At 68.7% G+C, this 17,895-nt stretch carries 19 protein-coding genes; 7 read left to right on the forward strand and 12 right to left on the reverse strand.

The genetic code is table 11. From position 1 onward, the window contains the following. Positions 1-28: 28 nt before the first annotated feature. The 4 genes from H165_RS0100175 to H165_RS0100190 all read right to left on the reverse strand — a co-directional run bounded on the left by H165_RS0100175 (position 29) and on the right by H165_RS0100190 (position 3,461). Positions 29-1,186 (reverse strand): phospholipase D-like domain-containing protein, encoded by a 1,158-nt coding sequence (locus H165_RS0100175; protein ID WP_026146240.1) that lies wholly within the window; start codon positions 1,184-1,186, stop codon positions 29-31. Further along, entirely contained in the window at positions 1,183-1,758 is a 576-nt protein-coding gene (locus H165_RS0100180) for a YceI family protein (RefSeq protein ID WP_017936866.1), read from the reverse strand. Before H165_RS0100180 ends, H165_RS0100175 begins: the two co-directional genes overlap by 4 nt. A 112-nt stretch (positions 1,759-1,870) precedes the next feature. After that, on the reverse strand, positions 1,871-2,767 hold the full coding sequence (locus H165_RS0100185; RefSeq protein ID WP_017936867.1) for an acyl-CoA dehydrogenase middle domain-containing protein: 897 nt from the start codon (positions 2,765-2,767) through the stop codon (positions 1,871-1,873). A gap of 112 nt (positions 2,768-2,879) precedes the next feature. Beyond that, entirely contained in the window at positions 2,880-3,461 is a 582-nt protein-coding gene (locus H165_RS0100190; RefSeq protein ID WP_026146241.1) for an acyl carrier protein phosphodiesterase, read from the reverse strand. A gap of 136 nt (positions 3,462-3,597) precedes the next feature. Here H165_RS0100190 and H165_RS0100195 point away from each other — a divergent pair, with 136 nt between their 5' ends. Continuing rightward, on the forward strand, positions 3,598-3,900 hold the full coding sequence (locus H165_RS0100195; protein WP_017936869.1) for an ArsR/SmtB family transcription factor: 303 nt from the start codon (positions 3,598-3,600) through the stop codon (positions 3,898-3,900). A gap of 87 nt (positions 3,901-3,987) precedes the next feature. Continuing rightward, positions 3,988-5,037 (forward strand): alkene reductase, encoded by a 1,050-nt coding sequence (locus H165_RS0100200; RefSeq protein ID WP_017936870.1) that lies wholly within the window; start codon positions 3,988-3,990, stop codon positions 5,035-5,037. A gap of 58 nt (positions 5,038-5,095) precedes the next feature. On the opposite strand, the gene H165_RS0100205 is transcribed toward H165_RS0100200, so the two are convergent. Next, positions 5,096-5,905: a hypothetical protein gene (locus H165_RS0100205; protein WP_017936871.1), complete on the reverse strand. Its 810-nt coding sequence runs from the start codon at positions 5,903-5,905 to the stop codon at positions 5,096-5,098. A gap of 361 nt (positions 5,906-6,266) precedes the next feature. Here H165_RS0100205 and H165_RS0100210 point away from each other — a divergent pair, with 361 nt between their 5' ends. After that, positions 6,267-6,530 (forward strand): hypothetical protein, encoded by a 264-nt coding sequence (locus H165_RS0100210; protein ID WP_017936872.1) that lies wholly within the window; start codon positions 6,267-6,269, stop codon positions 6,528-6,530. 4 nt (positions 6,531-6,534) lie between these two features. On the opposite strand, the gene H165_RS0100215 is transcribed toward H165_RS0100210, so the two are convergent. Both H165_RS0100215 and H165_RS0100220 read right to left on the reverse strand, forming a co-directional pair. Next, entirely contained in the window at positions 6,535-7,527 is a 993-nt protein-coding gene (locus tag H165_RS0100215; protein WP_017936873.1) for an NAD-dependent epimerase/dehydratase family protein, read from the reverse strand. Positions 7,528-7,631: 104 nt separating this feature from the next. Further along, entirely contained in the window at positions 7,632-8,543 is a 912-nt protein-coding gene (locus tag H165_RS0100220; protein WP_017936874.1) for a LysR family transcriptional regulator ArgP, read from the reverse strand. A gap of 195 nt (positions 8,544-8,738) precedes the next feature. Here H165_RS0100220 and H165_RS0100225 point away from each other — a divergent pair, with 195 nt between their 5' ends. From H165_RS0100225 to sodB, 3 genes are all read left to right on the forward strand, one after another. Beyond that, on the forward strand, positions 8,739-9,341 hold the full coding sequence (locus tag H165_RS0100225) for a LysE/ArgO family amino acid transporter (RefSeq protein WP_017936875.1): 603 nt from the start codon (positions 8,739-8,741) through the stop codon (positions 9,339-9,341). A gap of 65 nt (positions 9,342-9,406) precedes the next feature. Beyond that, entirely contained in the window at positions 9,407-10,249 is an 843-nt protein-coding gene (locus H165_RS0100230; RefSeq protein WP_026146242.1) for an EamA family transporter, read from the forward strand. A gap of 200 nt (positions 10,250-10,449) precedes the next feature. Next, complete coding sequence (gene sodB, locus H165_RS0100235; RefSeq protein WP_017936877.1) at positions 10,450-11,031, forward strand: superoxide dismutase [Fe]; 582 nt, start codon at positions 10,450-10,452, stop codon at positions 11,029-11,031. A gap of 106 nt (positions 11,032-11,137) precedes the next feature. On the opposite strand, the gene H165_RS0100240 is transcribed toward sodB, so the two are convergent. Then, positions 11,138-12,073: a p-hydroxyphenylacetate 3-hydroxylase reductase component gene (locus H165_RS0100240; protein WP_017936878.1), complete on the reverse strand. Its 936-nt coding sequence runs from the start codon at positions 12,071-12,073 to the stop codon at positions 11,138-11,140. Between the two features lie 72 nt (positions 12,074-12,145). Next, positions 12,146-13,315 carry a p-hydroxyphenylacetate 3-hydroxylase oxygenase component gene (locus tag H165_RS0100245; protein ID WP_017936879.1) on the reverse strand — a complete coding sequence of 390 codons (1,170 nt, stop codon included), beginning with the start codon at positions 13,313-13,315 and terminating at the stop codon, positions 12,146-12,148. A 255-nt stretch (positions 13,316-13,570) separates the two neighbouring features. Between H165_RS0100245 and H165_RS18135 the strand changes: the two genes are divergently transcribed. Beyond that, the gene (locus H165_RS18135) at positions 13,571-14,782 is read left to right on the forward strand and encodes an MFS transporter (protein WP_017936880.1); all 1,212 of its coding nucleotides are present in this window, start codon (positions 13,571-13,573) and stop codon (positions 14,780-14,782) included. 16 nt (positions 14,783-14,798) lie between these two features. Here the strand turns inward: H165_RS18135 and H165_RS0100255 are convergent, their stop codons facing one another. The 3 genes from H165_RS0100255 to H165_RS0100265 are packed head-to-tail and all read right to left on the reverse strand — an operon-like array spanning position 14,799 to position 17,890. After that, positions 14,799-15,980, reverse strand: a complete 1,182-nt coding sequence (locus tag H165_RS0100255; RefSeq protein WP_017936881.1) for a Bcr/CflA family multidrug efflux MFS transporter — start codon at positions 15,978-15,980, stop codon at positions 14,799-14,801. 57 nt (positions 15,981-16,037) lie between these two features. Next, positions 16,038-17,360 (reverse strand): TRAP transporter large permease, encoded by a 1,323-nt coding sequence (locus tag H165_RS0100260; protein WP_017936882.1) that lies wholly within the window; start codon positions 17,358-17,360, stop codon positions 16,038-16,040. Then, entirely contained in the window at positions 17,357-17,890 is a 534-nt protein-coding gene (locus H165_RS0100265) for a TRAP transporter small permease (RefSeq protein WP_017936883.1), read from the reverse strand. The genes H165_RS0100260 and H165_RS0100265 overlap by 4 nt, the downstream gene beginning before the upstream one ends. Positions 17,891-17,895: the final 5 nt, after the last annotated feature.

A 17,895-nucleotide genomic window follows, 5' to 3' on the forward strand; every position in this document is an offset into this window, starting at 1 on the left:
GCGACGGCCCCTGCGGGGGCCGTCGTCGTTACTGGCGGCGGTACAGCAGGTTCACCACCAGGCGGTCCATCCAGCCCCACAGGTATTGGCGGAGGCGCTTGTGCAGTGGCCGCTGACGCCAGGCTTCTAGGGTCACCTCCCGGCTGCTGGCGAAGTCGGCCGCCAGACAGGCCTCCACCTCCCGGGTCAGGCTGCGGTCCAGGGCCTCCAGATTGGCCTCCAGGTTGAAGCGCAGGTTCCAGTGGTCGAAGTTGCAGGAGCCGACGCTCACCCAGTCGTCCACCAGAACCATTTTCAGGTGCAGGAAGCGTGGCCCGTACTCGTGGATGCGCACCCCCGCGCGCAGCAGACGGTGGTAGTAGCGCTGCCCGGCGTAGCGCACCGGCGGGTGGTCGGTGTTGTGGCTGGTCAGCAGTAGGCGCACCTCGACGCCGCGCCGCGCGGCATGCTGTAGCGCCCGGCGCACCTTCCAGCTGGGCAGGAAATAGGGCGTGGCCAGCCAGATCCGCCGCTTGGCGCGGCGCAAGCTGCGCACCAGCGACTGGACTATGTCGCGGTTCTGCCGGGCATCGGCGTAGGCCAGCCGGCCCATGCCATGCCCCTGGGGAGGCAGCGGCGGCAGGCGGTCCAGTCCCGGCGCCTCCTCGGGCCTCCAGGGCCGCCGGCCGACGTTGGCCTGCCACTGGTAGTCGAACAGCAGCTGCCAATGGGCAACCAGCGGCCCCTCGATGCTGACCATCACCTCATGCCAGAGACTTTTCGCCTCGCCCGGACGCCAGAACTCGTCGGTGGCGCCGGTACCGCCGACGAAGGCGATGCGCCGGTCGACCACCAACAGCTTGCGGTGGTCGCGATGCAGGTTGTGCAGGCCGCGCCTCCAGCGCAGCGGGTTGTACAGGCGCAGCGCCACGCCGGCCTCGCTCAGGCACTGGCGCAGGCGGCTGCCGAAACGCAGACTGCCGAAGCCGTCGAACAGGCAGCGCACCTCCACCCCGCGTCGCGCAGCGGCGGCCAGCGCCTCCACCAGCACCTCGCTGCAGCGGCCGTCCTCCACCAGGTAGAGCTCCAGCAGCACTTCCCGCTCAGCCCCGGCGATGGCCTCGAGCATCGCCGGAAAGAAGCTCGGCCCGTCGATCAGCAGGGCAAAGCGGTTGCCGGAGCGCCAGGGGAAGATGTGGCCCATCAGCGTTCGGTGAAGATCAGCACCGCACTCACCGGCACCGATGGGCTGATGGCATCGATGCCACCGGCCCGGCGCAGGGCCTCGACGCCCTGGCCGAGGGCGAAGTCGTCGAGGTGCAGGACCAGCGGCGCCAAGCTGACCACCTGAAAGCGCCGGTCGTCCAGGCGGGTGGCCAGCAGCTCGGCGTCGTAGCGGTGCTCCTGGCCGCGCAGGCTGACGGTCAGCGGCAGGTTCAGCTCCAGCTGGGCGCCAGGCGCCAGATCGGTGATCGGACCGAGGTCGATCTGCGTGCTGATCTGCGCGTCGGCGAAGCGCTCAACCTCGAACAGCAGCTTGCGCAGGTACTCATCGCGCCGGGGGATGCCGGTGCTCACCGAGTCCAGCTCGATGCGCAGGCGCGCCTGGCCCGTGTCGCTGATGCGCCCGTGCAGGGTGAGGAAGCGGTGTACCTCGGAGAGATTGCCGGAGCGGGTGGAGATGAAGGAGATCCGCGAGGATTCGTTGTCCAGGTACCAGGCGGCCTGGGCGGGCAGCGCCAGGCAGCAGGCGAGCAGAAGGGTCGACAGTAGACGCATGGGCATCCTTGGGGCGGGCCAAACTCAGGCGGTGAACGATAGCCCTCCGCTTCGCCGTTGCAAACCCATGCGCAGAGCGAAGCCAGTGCGCCGCCGGGCCTGAATGCCCCGGCTAGGCGTCCTTGCGCCGGGCGAAGCTGGCCAGGGCCTTGTCCAGGCGTTTTTCACGGGCACCGCGGGCCACCTCCAGCAGACGCTGGTCACGCTGCCATACGGCCGCCAGCTCCGCCGAGCCACTGGCGAAGGCGGCGTTCACCTCGTCCCTGAGCGCCGCCTGCTGGGCGAACAGACCACCGAGCAGCACATGGCTGGCCGCGGCACGGGCCGGCTGGCGGGCCACCTCGGAGCAGCCGACGAGCAGGGCGAGCAGGCGCAGGCGCAGCGCCTGGGGCCAGCCGTGCAGGGTGGCGATCCCCAGCTGCCAGGCCGTCACCGCGGTCAGCACGTGCAGATCCTCGAGGGTGCGGAACGGCTTGACGTAATCGTCCCAGCCGTCGCCCTCCAGCACTTCGCAGCCCACGCCATCCAGATGCAGGCGGCCATGGCCCACCTCGGGCATCAGCGGCAGGGCCGGCAAGGGCTCCAGGCGCACTCCGGCGCTGCCGGCCCGCACCACGCAGAGCGCCAGGCGCGGCGCCTCGCCGGGGCCCTCGGCACGGGCGGCGACCAGCATCCAGGCGGCCGCCTCCACTGCGGTGACGAAATCCTTGCGGCCGTGCAACGCCTCCCCGTCCAGGCGGGTCTGCAGCTCGGCCGGGCGCACGCTGCGGTTCTCGGTGACGCACAGTGCTCCGGGGGTCCTCGGCGCCGCCGGCCAGAGGGCGCGCAACGCCGCCTGGTAGCCGACGAAGAAGGCCAGCCCCGGGCTGGGCGCCAGCCGCCCGCCAAGCAGTGCCAGCTCGAAGGAGGAGGGCCGTCCGCCGAGGCGCTCGACGAGCTGTGCGTACCAGTCGGCCAAAGGACGGGCAGGCAGGGGCTCGGGGGTTTCCAGCAGGCGCTGCCAGGGCATGGCGAATTCTCCTCGTCAGGCAGGTCATCGGGCGGACACCGGGATTTCCTAGGTTGCCCATGGCGGCAGGCGACCGCAAGGCGAGTGGCGCCCGGACGCGGGCGACCGCCGCTCAACGGCGCGCCAGCTCGTTCCGGGCGAAGCGTTGCAGCTCGGGATAGAAGCGCCGGAAGTCCTCGCCGAGTGGCTCGTAGAGGCGCGCCAGCTCCTCCCAGGCACCGTTCAGCAGCTCGGGGCGCGACAGACGCCGGCGCATGCCCTCCAGAGCCAGCTCGACGCTGTCGAACTCGCGGTAGCTACCCAGCCAGTCCTGCGCCGCCATACGCGGGGCGATCAACGCCAGGCGCCCGGGCAGGCCGTCCGCCGCATCCAGGGCGCGGTAGACCCGCGCGGTGAAGGCCGGCAGCGGCTCCTCGGCATAGCGCGCCCAGTCGCGGGCCAGGCAGTGGTCGAAGAACAGGTCGAGAACGATCCCGGCCATACGCCGCCGTGCGCCGGGAAAGCGCTCCCGGGCGGCGATCACCACGGGGTGCCGGTCGGTGAACGCGTCGATGCGCCGGTGCAGGCGGATGGCCGCCTCGGTCTCCGGAGCGAAACGCCCGGCCAGGGCGCCCTTGACGAAGTCGCCGTAGAGACTGCCGAGCAGTTGTTCCGGCCGCTGGCCGCCGAGATGCAGGTGAGCGAGGTAGTTCATTCCACCATGGTGCGCGAGGCGGACGGCTTCGGCAAACATTGCTGCGCTCGATGATTACTATCGGGCGAAACGAACTGTCCATCGCCTCCGGCCGATATACAGTTCGCGCCAAGACACCAGCCAAAGGCCCATTGCCATGCCCATCGACCTCGACGCCGTCCTCAAGGCCCTCGCCCACCCGCTGCGCCGTCAGATGCTGCACTGGCTGCAGGAGCCGGAGCGGCATTGCCCGGCCCAGACGCATCCGTTCGAGATCGGCGTCTGCGCCGGCCAGTTCGACCGGCGATGCGGCCTGTCGCAGTCCACCGTCTCGGCACACCTGGCGACCCTGCAGCGCGCCGGGCTGGTCAGCCGCCACAGGATCGGCCAGTGGCATTTCTTCCGCCGCGACGAGGCCACCATCGCCGCCTTTCTCCACCAGTTGGGCGAAACCCTGTGAGCGCCCCACCGCCCATGCCCCGCGACGTCGCCCGACTTGAAACGCCTTCCGCCTGACCTCATCCCTTGATCCCAAGGAGGACCCAGCATGACCACCCTGTTCGATCCCATCCGCATCGGCGACCTGGAACTGCCCAACCGCATCGTCATGGCGCCGCTGACCCGCTGCCGCGCCGACGCGGACCGGGTGCCCAACGCCCTGATGGCCGAGTACTACGCGCAGCGCGCCTCAGCGGGGCTGATCATCAGCGAGGCCACCTCGGTAACCCCGATGGGCGTCGGCTACCCGAACACCCCCGGCATCTGGTCCGACGACCAGGTGCGCGGCTGGAGCAACGTCACCAAGGCGGTGCATGCCAACGGTGGGCGCATCGTCCTGCAGCTCTGGCACGTCGGACGCATCTCCGACCCTCTCTACCTGAACGGCGAGCTGCCGGTGGCGCCCAGCGCCGTCAAGCCGGCCGGACACGTCAGCCTGGTGCGTCCACAGAAGGAATACGTCACCCCGCGCGCCCTGGCGCTGGAGGAGATCCCCGAGATCGTCGAGGCCTACCGGATCGGCGCGGAGAACGCCCGGGCCGCCGGCTTCGATGGGGTGGAGATCCACGGCGCGAACGGCTACCTGCTCGACCAGTTCCTGCAGGACAGCACCAATCAGCGCAGCGACCGCTACGGCGGCTCCATCGAGAACCGCGCACGGCTGCTGCTGGAAGTCACCGACGCGGTGATCTCGGTGTGGGGCGCCGGCCGGGTCGGCGTGCATCTGGCGCCGCGCGCCGACGCTCATGACATGGGCGACTCCAACCGCGCGGCGACCTTCGGCTACGTGGCCCGCGAGCTGGGCCGGCGCGGGGTGGCCTTCATCTGCGCCCGCGAGTACCTGGCCGAGGACAGCCTGCTGGACGAGCTGAAAACGGCCTTTGGCGGCGTCTACATCGCCAACGAGCGCTTCACCCTGGAGAGCGCCAACGCCCTGCTCGCCGAGGGGCGGGCCGATGCGGTGGCCTTCGGCGTGCCCTTCATCGCCAACCCCGACCTACCGGAGCGCTTCGCCCGCCACGCACCGCTCAACCCGGCCGACCCGGAAACCTTCTACACCCCGGGGCCGGTGGGCTATATCGACTATCCGCGGCTGTAGGCATTCCCCAAAGCAGGACGCCGGCCCAAGGCCGGCGTCCTGCATTCCACAGCACAACTCACTGGCGTGCGTTCAGCTGCTGCTGGAGACTCTGCATCTGGGTCTGCAGGGCATTGATGTTGCGGGTCATCTGCGCACGGAACAGGTCGAACTCGGCGGTACCGTTCGAGGCGTTGCGGTTCTCCAGCTCGCTCTTGAGGATCAGCAGCTCCTGCTCCAGGCGCCCGATGGCCTGACTCGGGTTGCCCTGCTTCTTCAGTGCTGCCACGTCGCCACTCAGGCTCTTGAGCTGCTCGGCGAGCCTGGCCTGCTCGTCCTGGACGCTCTTCAGCGCCGCCTGTTCGCCGGCCAGGCCCTGCAGCCGCGCGTCCAGCTTTGCGCTGGTCTCCTGCTGGGCCTTGAGGTCGGCGGTCAGCTGCTCGAAGCGCTTGGCGTGGCCGCTCTGCTGGCTGGCCAGCAGCTGTACCTGGCGGCCCAGGTCGGCGAGCTTGGTGTCCAGCTGGCGGACCTGCAGGCGCAGCGCCTCGCTGCCGCTGGTGATGCTGGATTCGGTGGCCACTACCTTGCCGGAGATGTCCTGGATGCGCCCAGCGGCCTCCTCGCTGATCCGCGCGAAGCTCTCCTGGGTGGCCACCAGTTGCTGGCTCATCAGGCTGATCTGCTGGTGGCTCCACCAGCCGAGTCCGCCGAGGGCGATCAGCAGCGCACCGACCAGCGCCCACAGCGGGCCGGTGCTCGGCACCCTGACCGGTCGGCGCGCCGCGGAGGGCTCGTAATCGTTCAGCCCGGAACGGCCGAAGTCATGATCCCTTGCGTCGGTGGTAAGACTGGGCACGCTGTCCAGTTCGTCGAGTGCATCATTACGCATGGCAAAAACCTTCGAGAGCTCCGCAAGGCGCGGTGCCGGCCAGTATACCGACTCGCACCGGCCCCAGCTGCGCCGAACCGGGCAGGGCCGCGCCGCCACGGTGCGGCCTGCACCGGCACAGGGCAGCCTGGAGCGGATCGACCTGCGCCAGGCCGAGAAGTTTCGTGGCAGAAGACCTGGCACGTCTATTGCTGTAAGGCCTCCAGGACGCCGCGACGCGTCTAGCATGGAGCATTGGGGCGGTCCGCTCACCGCCGCCCACCCGCCGGACCGAGAGGGGGAGCTTGGTACCGGCCGCCTTCGAGCGTTTCACGGACGAACGGCTCGAAGTCCTCTTTCCCGCTGTAGAGGAGGTTGCGCTATGGAACTGACCAAGGCTGTACTCGACTGCATGCAGACGCTGCGGCGGCGTTTGCGGGAAGAACAGGGTGTGGACATCCGCCTGAGCCAGCCCGGCTCGATCAAGCAGATGCTCGACGCCTGCTGCAAGTCCGAATCCGAGGAAACCCGCGCCCTGGGCGAGAAGCTCAGCAGTCTCAGCGGCATTCAGCCGACCCCGCCGGTGCTCAGCGAGGAACAACTGGTCGCCCAGTACATGCGCTACGCCGGCCCGCTGCGCGGCTGAGGACTCAGCCTGCTTGGCGGGCCTGCCACCAGTCGCAGAACTCGTCCACCGCGGTCCACAGGCTGACCCGCGGCTCGTAGTCGAGGTACTGGCGCGCACGGCTGATGTCCAGGCTGAAGTCGCGAGCCATCACCGCCACGCCGAGGCGGAACAACGCCGGTTCCGGCCGTCCGGGCAGCAGCCGGCAGATGCCCTCGTTGAGAGTCGCCAGTCCATAGGCCAGGCCGAACGGCAGGTGGCGGCCGACCGGCGCCAGGCCGAAGCGGCGCAGCACGTAGTTGACCACGTCCCAGAGCGGTACGGGTGCACCGTTGCTGATGTTGTAGACCCGCCCGAGCGCCTCGCCGCCGGCGGTCAGGCAGCTGAACAGCGCGTCATTGAGGTTGTGGATGCTGGTGAAGTCGACCTTGTTGAGGCCGTTGCCGACGATCCACAGACGCCCCTTGCGGTGCATCTCGACCATCCGCGGGAAGATGCTGGTGTCGCCGGCGCCGGTGACGAAGCGCGGACGCAGGGCGATCACCTCGAGGCCGCGCTCGGCGGCACCGAACACCTTCTGCTCGGCCAGGTACTTGGTGGCGCCGTAGTGGTCGACGAACTTGCGGGGCACCTGCTCCTCGCGCAGCCCGACATGGGACTTGCCGTCGAAGTACACCGAGGGCGAGGACAGGTGCACCAGGCGGCGCACTCCCTGACGCAGGCAGGCCTCCACCACGTGCTCGGTGACGGTCACGTTGGCCTGGTGGAAGTAGTCGTAGCTGCCCCACACGCCGACCGCGCCGGCGCAGTGCACCACCATGTCCACGCCCTGGCACAGGCGCTGCACCAGCGCCAGGTCGGACAGATCGCCCTGGACGAACTCGGCGCCGCGTGCCACCAGGGCCTCCACCGCCTCCGCCCGGCGGCCGTTGATGCGCACCTCGAGCCCCTGTTCCAAGGCGAAGCGGGCGAAGCGCCCGCCGATGAATCCGCTTGCTCCGGTGACCAGTATCCTCATGCTCGCTTCCCTGTTGTTGAGTACGTTTCGCCACGGCTGCGGGCGAGCCTAGCAGGTCCGCGCACCGCTCGCGCTGGCGCAGCGCGCCAAGCGAGTGGCCGTGCTCAGGCCGGGCGCGGGTGGCGCTCCACCGGCACCAGCCACTGGCCGATATGACGCTCCAGATGGCGAGTCAGGCTGGCGAGCAACTCGCCGCCGTTGCGCCAGTAATGCCAGTACAGCGGCACGTCGATCACCCGGCCGGGCAGCAGCTCGACCAGCTCGCCGCGCGCCAGCTCACCGCGCACCTGCTGCTCGGGCACCAGCCCCCAGCCGAAGCCGCTCACCGTCAGGCGCACGAAGCCCTCCGAGGACGGGCAGAGGTGATGGAGGAAGCCGCCCTCGCCGCCGAGCATGGCGAAGTAGCGGTGCTGCAACTGGTCGTCCGGACCGAACACGATGGCCGGCGCCCTGGCCAGGGCCGCGGCGCTCACCCCCTCGGCGAAGTGCCGGGCGAAGAATGCCGGGCTGGCCAGCGCCCGGTAACGCATGGCGCCAAGGAGGATGCAGCGCGCCCCGGCCACCGGGCGGTCGCCGGCGCACACGCAAGCGGCCACCTCGCCGGCGCGCATGCGCTTGAGGCCGACGTCCTGGTCTTCCACCACCAGCTCCAGCAAAAGGCCGCGCTCGACGCAGAAGCCGCCCACCGCATCGGCCCACCAGGTGGCCAGGCTGTCGGCGTTCAGGGCGATGCGCAGGCGCTCCGCGCGGTGCTCCTCAGCGAGAGCCGGCACCTGGCTCTGCAGATCGCGCTCCAAGAGACGCACCTGCTGCACGTGGTTGAGCAGGCGGCGGCCGATCTCCGTGGGCTCCGGCGGGGTGAGGCGCAACAGCACCGGCTGGCCGACCCGCGCCTCGAGCAGCTTGATGCGCTGCGACACCGCCGACTGGGACAGGCCCAACGCCTGGGCGGCACGCTCGAACCCCCCCTGTTCGATCACCGCCGCCAGGGCGGCGAGCAGCTTGTAGTCGAACATCTGTTTTTCTAATGATCCATATCGAAAATTCGTTTTCCTTATACACCCGCCGACCCCAGACTCACCACCACCTCTCCTCTATCCCCGGATGCTTTCCATGACTTGCGAAACCTTCTGGCCGCGGCGGCCCGGCCGCCCTTCCCGTTTCCCGCTGAACCCGGTGCGCCGCAACGCGTCCCGCCCGGAGTGACCACCATGTGGCAGAGCTACCTCAACGGTCTGCTGGTGGCCGCCGGGCTGATCGTCGCCATCGGCGCGCAGAACGCCTTCGTACTGGCCCAGAGCCTGCGCCGTGAGCATCACCTGCCGGTGGCCGCGCTCTGCGTGCTGTGCGACGCCGTGCTGATCGGCGCCGGGGTGTTCGGCCTGGCCAGCCTGCTGGTACAGAGCCCGCTGCTGCTCGGCGTCGCCCGCTGGGGCGGTGCGGCCTTCCTGATCTGGTACGGCATCCAGGCCCTGCGCCGCACCTTCATCCCGCAGGCTCTGCAGGGCGCGGCGGATGCCGGACGGCGCTCGCGGCGCGCGGTGTTGCTCGCCACCCTCGCGGTGACCCTGCTCAACCCGCACGTTTACCTGGACACCGTGCTGCTGATCGGCGCCCTCGGCGCCCAGCAGCCGGAGCCCGGCGCCTATGCCCTGGGTGCAGCCAGCGCCTCGGCGCTGTGGTTCTTCGGCCTGGCTCTGGGCGCCGCCTGGCTGGCCCCGCTGCTGGCCCGCCCGGCCACCTGGCGACTGCTGGACCTAGGCGTGGCGCTGATGATGTTCGCCGTGGCCTGGCAGCTGCTGCAGGGCGCCTGAGCCTCTGGGGGCGGGTCCCAGGCCGATGCTATGCTCGGCGCCTCTTGCCCTTGGGAGACCGCGCCCTGGACACCCCAGTCTTTCTTGCCGTGCTACTCGCCGCCGCTCTGCACGCGGGCTGGAACGCGCTGCTGAAGATCGGCTTGGACCGCTTCCTCACCGCGGCGCTGATCCAGATCGGCGCCGGGCTGGCAGCCCTCGTCGCCCTGCCCCTGGTGGCCGTGCCCGCCGCCGGCGCCTGGCCCTGGCTGCTGCTCTCCGCGCTGCTGCACATCGGCTACAACGCCTTCCTGGCCCGCGTCTACCAGCATGGCGACCTCGGCCAGGCCTATCCCCTGGCCCGTGGCAGCTCGCCGCTGCTGATCGCCCTGCTGTCGCTCCTGCTGCTCCACGACCGCCTGGCCGCCGGGCAGTTGGCCGGCCTGCTGGTCCTGGTCGCCGGTATCTGGCTGATGGCCCTGCGCGGCGCCCAGGGCGCCCGCCTGAACGCCGCCCTGCTGAGCAATGCGCTGATGACCGCGGCCTTCATCGCCGGCTACACCCTGTCCGATGCCGCCGGCGCACGGGCCAACCGCGACGCGCTCGGCTACGCGCTGTGGCTATTCGCGGTGAACGGCGCGGTGATGACTGCGGCGCTGGTCCTGCAGCGCGGCCCAGCGGTGCTCAGCCGGCTGCGCGGGCACTGGCGCAGCGGCCTGGGCGGCGGACTGATGTCGCTGGCCGCCTACGCCATCGTCATCTGGGCCATGACCCAGGCCCCGGTAGCGCTGGTCTCCGCACTGCGGGAAAGCAGCGTGGTGTTCGCCCTGCTGGTCGGCTGGCTGTGCCTGAAGGAACCGCTGCCACCGGCGCGCCTGCTGGCCGGCGCGGTGATTCTCGCCGGCGCGGTGCTGCTGAAACTCGCATGAGCCCCGCCGGCAGGCTCTGAATCGGGGCTTTCCCACACAGATGCTGCGTGGTTATGACGCCTGCCGGATGCTATGATCGAAGGCCCGCGGCAACGAGTAGACGACTACGCCGCACTTCTGGCCGCCCGTGAACGGCCTCGCCCGGTGAGCGGTCGAACCCAATACGACCGACACCCAGCCCAGACCTGAGGAGATACACCATGGCTTTTGAATTGCCGCCGCTGCCGTACGAGAAGAACGCCCTCGAACCCTACATTTCCGCCGAGACCCTGGAATACCACTACGGCAAGCACCACAACAGCTACGTGGTCAACCTGAACAACCTGGTGCCCGGCACCGAGTTCGAAGGCAAGTCGCTGGAAGAGATCATCAAGACTTCCTCGGGTGGCATCTTCAACAACGCCGCCCAGGTGTGGAACCACACCTTCTACTGGAACGGCCTGAAGCCCAATGGTGGCGGCGAGCCCACCGGCGCTCTGGCCGAAGCCATCAACAAGGCCTTCGGTTCCTTCGAGAAGTTCAAGGAAGAGTTCACCAAGGTGGCCATCGGCACCTTCGGTTCCGGCTGGGCCTGGCTGGTCAAGAAGCCGGACGGTTCCCTGGCCCTGGCCAGCACCATCGGCGCTGGCAACCCGCTGACCAGCGGCGACACCCCGCTGCTGACCTGCGACGTCTGGGAACACGCCTACTACATCGACTACCGCAACCTGCGTCCGAAGTACGTCGAGGCGTTCTGGAACCTGGTCAACTGGGACTTCGTGGCCGCCAACTACGCTGCCTGATCCCGCGCTTCGACCCGCAAAAAAACCCGGCTTCGGCCGGGTTTTTTGTTTCATCGCGCCTTTCCGGGAAAGGCGGTCTCGATCTTGCTGCCGGGCGGCCCAAGCCTCAGAGGCCGCCGACGATCCCGCGCAGTACCTGCTTGAAGGCTTCCACCTGTTTCGGGGAGAACGCGGCGAACACCCGCTGCTGCTGCTCCTCGGCGATGCTCCAGAGCAGTTCCGCCTGTTCGAGGCCCAGCTCGGTCATCCCGTAGCCGTCGCCGGCATCCTGCAGCAGTCCCTTGCGCTTGAGGTTCTCTAGCGCCTCGTCGATCTCCCGGACCGGCATGGCGACCAGTTGCTGCAGCTCGGCAAGGCCGAGGCTGGCGTCCTTCTCCAGCACCATCAGCATTCGCGCCTCGCTGGTTCTCAGCCCCGTGGCCAGCTGCCGCGGCTGGTAGTCGGCCTGGTAGCTGCGCACCGCCTGGGTCATCAGGTAGTAGAGGTTGTGGCTGAGGCGGCCCTGGAAGGCGGTCTTGCCGACGCTGCCGCTCTTCTTCAACAGACGCGGATGGGGCAGCACCGAGGAATAGACCCCTTGGTGGTAGACCAGTGGCGCACGGCCGAGGTCGTCGAAGGCCACCACCTTCCCGATCAGGATCCAGTGGTCGCCGCCGTCCACCTGCTGGTACAGCTCGCACTGGAAGCGCGCCGCGCAGCCGGCGAACAGCGGCGCCCCCCCGGCGCCCTCCTCCACCTCGATGCCGGCGAACTTGTCGTCGCTGGGCCGGGCGAACTGGTTGGACAGGTCGATCTGGTCGGCAGCCAGGATGTTCACCGCGAAATGGCTGGCAGCGGCGAACACCTCGTAGCTGGTGGAACGCTTGTCGATGCTCCAGAGGATCAGCGGCGGATCCAGGGACACCGAGTTGAAACTGTTGGCGGTGACGCCGACGCGCTTGCCGCCAGCGGCTGCGGTCATGATGGTCACGCCGGTGGCGAAGTTGCCCAGGGCACGGCGGAAGGCACGCGAATCGATTGCCGCTTCTTGTCGAGTGGTCATGTTGTTCCCCAATGCCGGGGCTGGCGCCCCGGCATGACTTGCACGAAGACTGGATTGCGAATGAAGGCCCGATCAGACCATGGTCGGGTCGGGTTCCAGCCCCATCAGCTCGCGGCCGAGGATCTGAGCACAGACGTCGTAGTCGGTGTAGGCGTGGGCACCGGTCATGTGGGAGTCGCGGAACAGGCGCTGCAGCTCGTTGTCATCGAACCAGCTGGTGGCGCCGGCGGCGCTGAACAGGCGGTCCACCGCCTCGATGCACATCTTCACCGCGTAGGCCTGGTTGGTACGCCAGAAGGCCAGGGTCTCGCGGCTCGGGTACTGCTTGCGCTCGCCGTGTTCCGCGTGCTCCTGCCAGGTCTTCTCGAGGAAGGCGCGGGCGGCGGCCACCTGGTGGGTGGACTCGGCCAGGCGCATCAGTGCCGGAGTCGCGGTGCCTACGCTGGCACCGGTGTAGGCGCGCACGCGGTTGCGGGTTTTCTCCTTGAAGGCCTCCAGCATGCGCTCGGCGATGCCCAGACTGATCGCCGCGAAGCCGCTGGCGAAGTAGGGCCGGTAGGGGGCGTAGAAGATCTTGCTGTCCGGGTACAGGCCGTATCCGGCGGAACGGCCTTCCATCATGTCCTTGGCCGCCTGGATGCGGTGCTCGGGGACGAAGGCGTCCTTGATCACCAGGGTCTTGGAGCCGCTGCCGCGCATGCCGATGGCATACCAGTTGTCGCGGATCTCGTAGTCGCGGCGCGGAATCACCGCGAAGCAGTAGCTCTTCTCGCCCTGCTCGTTGAAACGGTTGAAGCCGACGATCGCCCATTCGGCGTGATCGCAGCCGCTGCTCCAGCCCATCTCGCCGTTGAAGATGATGCCGCCCTCGACTTCCTGGATGCGGCCGAAAGGCGCGATGCTGCTGCTGGCGGTGGCATCCGGGTTCTCACCCCAGATCTCGTCCTGCAGCTGCTTGGGAAACATCGCCAACTGGTGACTGTGGGTGCACAGCAGGCTGAAGGCCCAGGCGGTACCGCCGCAGGCGCCGGCCAGGGCGGCCACGCAGTCGGCGAACTCCGGCAGGGAGATTTCCAAGCCGCCATAGGCCTTGGGCTGGAAGGCACGGTGCATACCGATGCCCTTCAGCAGGGCGATGTTTTCGTCCGGTACCCGGCGCAGGCGTTCGGCCTCGGGGGCGTTGGCGGCGATGGTGGGCAGGATTTCCCTCAGTGCATCGAGCAGCGGGTTTGGCTTTTTCATTGAACGACCTAGTTTCTTGTTGGATGATCGATGCCCTCTTTCGCCTCGCCGTCCTCAGGAAGGAAGACGGTTGTAAGCCGAAGCACAGAGGCCATGGGCTGATTATGAATATGTTAACGACAATCCTAAATGTACAATCCACGGACAAGATTGTACTTTTCATGGATTTTCCCGCCCCTAAAACATTAATCTATTAATTATTCGGGCTTGGCTTTAGGATGGCCGCCGTTCCGAGCAACCATCCCCACTAGCCCCATGAGTACCTGGCCCGACGCCTTGCGCGCCCTGCGCCACCGCAATTTCCGCCTGTACTTCCTCGGCCATGCCATTTCCACCCTGGGCACCTGGATCCAGCAGGTGGCCCTGGCCTGGCTGGTCTACCGCCTCACCGGCTCCGCCGCTCTACTCGGCATCACTACCTGCGTGGCGCTGCTGCCGCAGCTGCTGCTGGGGCCTATCGCCGGCGCCTGGATCGACCGCCACGACAAGCGGCGCCTGCTGATCGGCGTGGAGGCGCTGCTCGGCGTGCAGGCCCTGCTGCTCGCCCTGCTTACCGCCTGCGAGCTGATCGGCCCGCTGCCGATCGTCGCCATGGCCGCCCTGCTCGGCGTGCTCAACGCCGTGGACACACCGCTGCGCCAGTCGCTGCTCAGCCAGCTGGTGGACGACCGGCAGGACCTGCCCAACGCCCTGGCCTTGAACGCCATGCTGTTCACCCTGTCGCGGTTCATCGGTCCGCCGCTGGCCGGGCTGCTCCTCGGGATGGTCAGCGAGGCGCTGTGCTTCGCCCTGAACGGCCTCTCCTACCTGGGGCTGGTCACAGGCCTGCTGCTGATGCGCCTGCGCGCGGCGCCCCGGGCCAGCGGTTCGCTGCGCAACGTGTTCGGCGAGGGCCTGGCCTATGCCCTGGGCGAACCGCGGATCCGCGGCCTGATGCTGGGGGTGGTGATGGTCAACCTGAGCGCCTCCAACTACGTGGTGCTGCTGCCGGTGTTCGCCAAGGACATCTTCGCCGGCGACGCCACCACCCTGGGTTGGCTGTGGGGCGCGGCCGGGCTGGGCTCGCTGCTGTCCACCCTGCTGCTGGCCAACTACCGCTCGCCCGCCGCCCTGCCCCGTCTGATCCTCGGCTCCGCCACGGCCTGCGGCCTGGCCATGCCGGTCTTCGCCCTGAGCAGCAACCTGCCCCTGTCGCTACTGGCCATGACCGTGCTGGGCTTCAGCATCACCGTCAACAACGTGGGCACCAACATCATCCTGCAGAGCTCGGCGCCGGAAACCCTGCGCGGCCGCGTAGTGGCCATGTACACCTCGTTGCGCTTCGGCTTCGACGCCATCGGCGGGCTGCTCGCCGGGCTGCTCGCCGCCAGCCTGGGCGCGCCGCCGGTGTTGGCGGCCAGCGGGGCGCTGCTGCTGGTCTATTGCGCCTGGGCGGCTCGCCGCGGCTTCGCCCGCACGGCGGGCTGATGAAAGCCGCCTGCTCTCAGGCCGGCCGCCTGGTCAGGCCCAGGACCAGGCGGCAGCCCAGGCCGACGCCGGCCATCACCAAGCACATGGGCAGCGGGCTGCCGTCGTAGAGGGTGCCCACCAGGGCGCTGCACAGGGTGCCCAGGCCGAACTGGCAGGCCACCGCCAGCCCGGCCGCGGCGCCGGCTTGCCGGGGATAGGCGGCGAGCAGGCAGGCTAGGCAGTTGGCGCCGAGCATCCCGGTGACCCCGACGAAGCCCACCACCGCCGCCACTATCAGGGGCAGACCGCCCCAGCCAGTCACCCCGGCCAGCAGCAGGAGCAGCCCGGACAGCGCCGCCAGGCTGGAGCCCCAGACCAGCAGGCGCGGCGCGCCGAGGCGGCCGACCAGCCGCGAGTTGAGCAGGGTGATGAGCATGATCCCGCTGATATTGAGGGCGAACAGCAGGCCGTAGCCCAGGGAGCTGACCCCGAAATACTCGATGTAGACGAAAGGCGAGGCGGTGATGAAGGCAAACATCCCGGCGAAGCCCAGGCCCATGCACAGGATATAGCCCAGGGCCAGGGGCTGCCGGGCCATCATCCCGTAAGCCAGGAAGGCCTGCTTGAGAGAGGCACCGCGGGCGCTGGCCGGGAGGGTCTCGGGGATCTTCCAGGCCACCAGCAGCAGGCAGAGCCCGGCGAAGCCCAGCAGCAGTACGAACTGCGCGCGCCAGCCGGCGAACTGCATCAGGTAGCCACCGAGCAGCGGCGCCACCAGAGCGGCGAACATGGTCACCAGGTGCATCAGCGAGAGCACCCGGGCGGCATCGTTGAGCGGGAAGAGGTCACGGACGATGGTCCGCGCCAGCACCGAGGCGGCCGCCCCGCCCAGGGCCTGGAGCAGGCGCCAGAGCAGCAGTTGGGCGGCGCTGTCGGCCAACGCGCAGCCCAGGCTGGCGAGGATGTACAGGGCGATGCCGCCGAGCAGCAGGCGGCGCCGGCCGAAGCGGTCCGAGAGGGGGCCATAGAAGAGCATGCCCAGGCACAGCCCGGACAGGAACACGCCGATGGTCATCTGCACCTGGGGCTCGCTGGCGCCCAGCTCGCGGGCGATCAGCGGCAGGCTCGGCAGGTACATGTCGATGGACAGCGGCCCGAAGGCCACCAGGGCGGCAAGCAGCAGGATCAGTCGCTGGGGACGTTCGACGACGGACATGAAAGCGATACCCCTAAAGGCAGTGAGCCGTCGGGAAGACGGCTCACCGGGCGTGGATCAGAAGGACAGCAGCCACAGGGTCAGTGGCGGGAAGGCTACCAGTAGCGCGATGCGCAGCAGGTCCGAGCAGAGGAAGGGGACTATCCCCCGCGCGGTCTCGCCATAGGGCACGTCGCCAGCGGCACGCTGGACGATGAACAGGTTCATCCCCAGGGGCGGATGGATCAGGCCGATCTCCACCACCATCAGGGCGAGGATGCCGAACCAGATGGACTTGTCGGTGGCGCTCAGGCCGAAGTAGTCCAGGCCCATGATCATCGGATAGAAGATCGGGATGGTCAGCAGGATCATCGCCAGGGAATCCATCACGCAGCCGAGCAGCAGGTACAGGCCGAGGATCAGGATCAGCACTAGCATCGGCGACAGACCGCTGTTGATCACCCAGTCGGCCAGCTCGCCGGGCATCTGGGTCAGGGCCAGGCCGGAGTTGAGCAGGTCGGCGCCGATCAGCACCAGGAAGATCATCGCCGAGGTTTCCGCGGTGCCCAGCAGGCAGGTGCGGATCCCCTGCCAGCGCAGGCCGCCCTGGGCCACGGCGAGGAGGCCGCAGGCCGCCGCGCCGATGGAGGCCGCCTCGGTGGGGTTGGCCCAGCCGCCGTAGATACCGACGATCACCACCAGGAACACGCCGATCATCGGCGATACCCCGAGCAGCGCCTTGCCACGCTCGGCCAGGCTGGCCTTGGGCGACACCGTGGCCTGGCTCTCGTCGCGGGCGACCATGATGCGCAGCACCAGCATGTAGCCGACGATGGCGATCACCCCGGGCATGACCGCAGCGATGAACAGCTTGGCGATGGACTCCTGGGTCAGCACCGCATAGATGATCAGCGGTACCGACGGCGGGATCAGGATGCCCAGGGTGCCGCCAGCCGCCACCGTGGCGGTGGCCAGCCGCCCGGAATAGTTGTGCCGGCGCAGTTCCGGCAGGGCCACGTGGCTCATGGTCGCCGCGGTGGCCAGGGAGGAGCCGCAGATCGCCCCGAAGCCGGCGCAGGCGCCGATCGCGGAGAGGCCCATGCCGCCCTTCCAGTGGCCGATGAAGGCCGAGGCGCAGCGGAAGATGGCCCGCGACAGGCCGCCGTGGGTGGCGAACTGGCCCATCAGCACGAACAGCGGAATCACCGCCAGGTCGTAGTTGGAGAACCGCGAATAGACCAGATCGTTGAGGGTGAACAGCAGACTCGACAGATCACCGTCGTTGGCTGCCCAGAAACAGGCCGCGCCGCCCACCAGCATGGTGATACCGACGTGCACGCGGAGAATCAGCAGGGCCATGGTCAGACCCAGCGCGATCGAGCCCAGGGCCAGACCACTCATGCTTCACCTCCCTGGAAACGGAATGCATCGTAGGCGCGCACCAGGCCGCAGATCCCCAGCAGCAGCAGACTGGGCACGATCAGCAGCAGCGGAACCCACAGCGGGAACGACAGCAGGGTGGTGACGTCGCCGTACTCGCGGCTGTCGTGCATCTGCAGCCAGGTGCGCCAGGCCAGCACCCAGGCCGCCAGGGCGCACAGCAGATGCCCCAGGCCATCCAGCGACCGGCGGGCTCGCACCGGCAGCCAGGCGGTCAACACGTCCACCTTGATGTGCATGCCGCGCAACTCGCAGAGCGGCAGGAAGGCGGCCACGGCCACCGCCGCGCCCACCTCCATCAGTTCCATGTCGCCACGGATCGGCGTGGAAAACAGCTTGCGCCCCACCAGGGATACCACCGACATGCCAATCAGAGCGATGACCACCAGGCCGCCGGCCAGCGCGAAGCTCTGCACCACTTGGTGCAGAGCGCGGCGCAGGATGCCGTGGTCGGTTCCGGCGACGAGGCCGAAATCCAGGGACTCCTTCATGATCG

The sequence above is a fragment of the Pseudomonas thermotolerans DSM 14292 genome (assembly GCF_000364625.1).
Classification (GTDB): domain Bacteria; phylum Pseudomonadota; class Gammaproteobacteria; order Pseudomonadales; family Pseudomonadaceae; genus Aquipseudomonas; species Aquipseudomonas thermotolerans.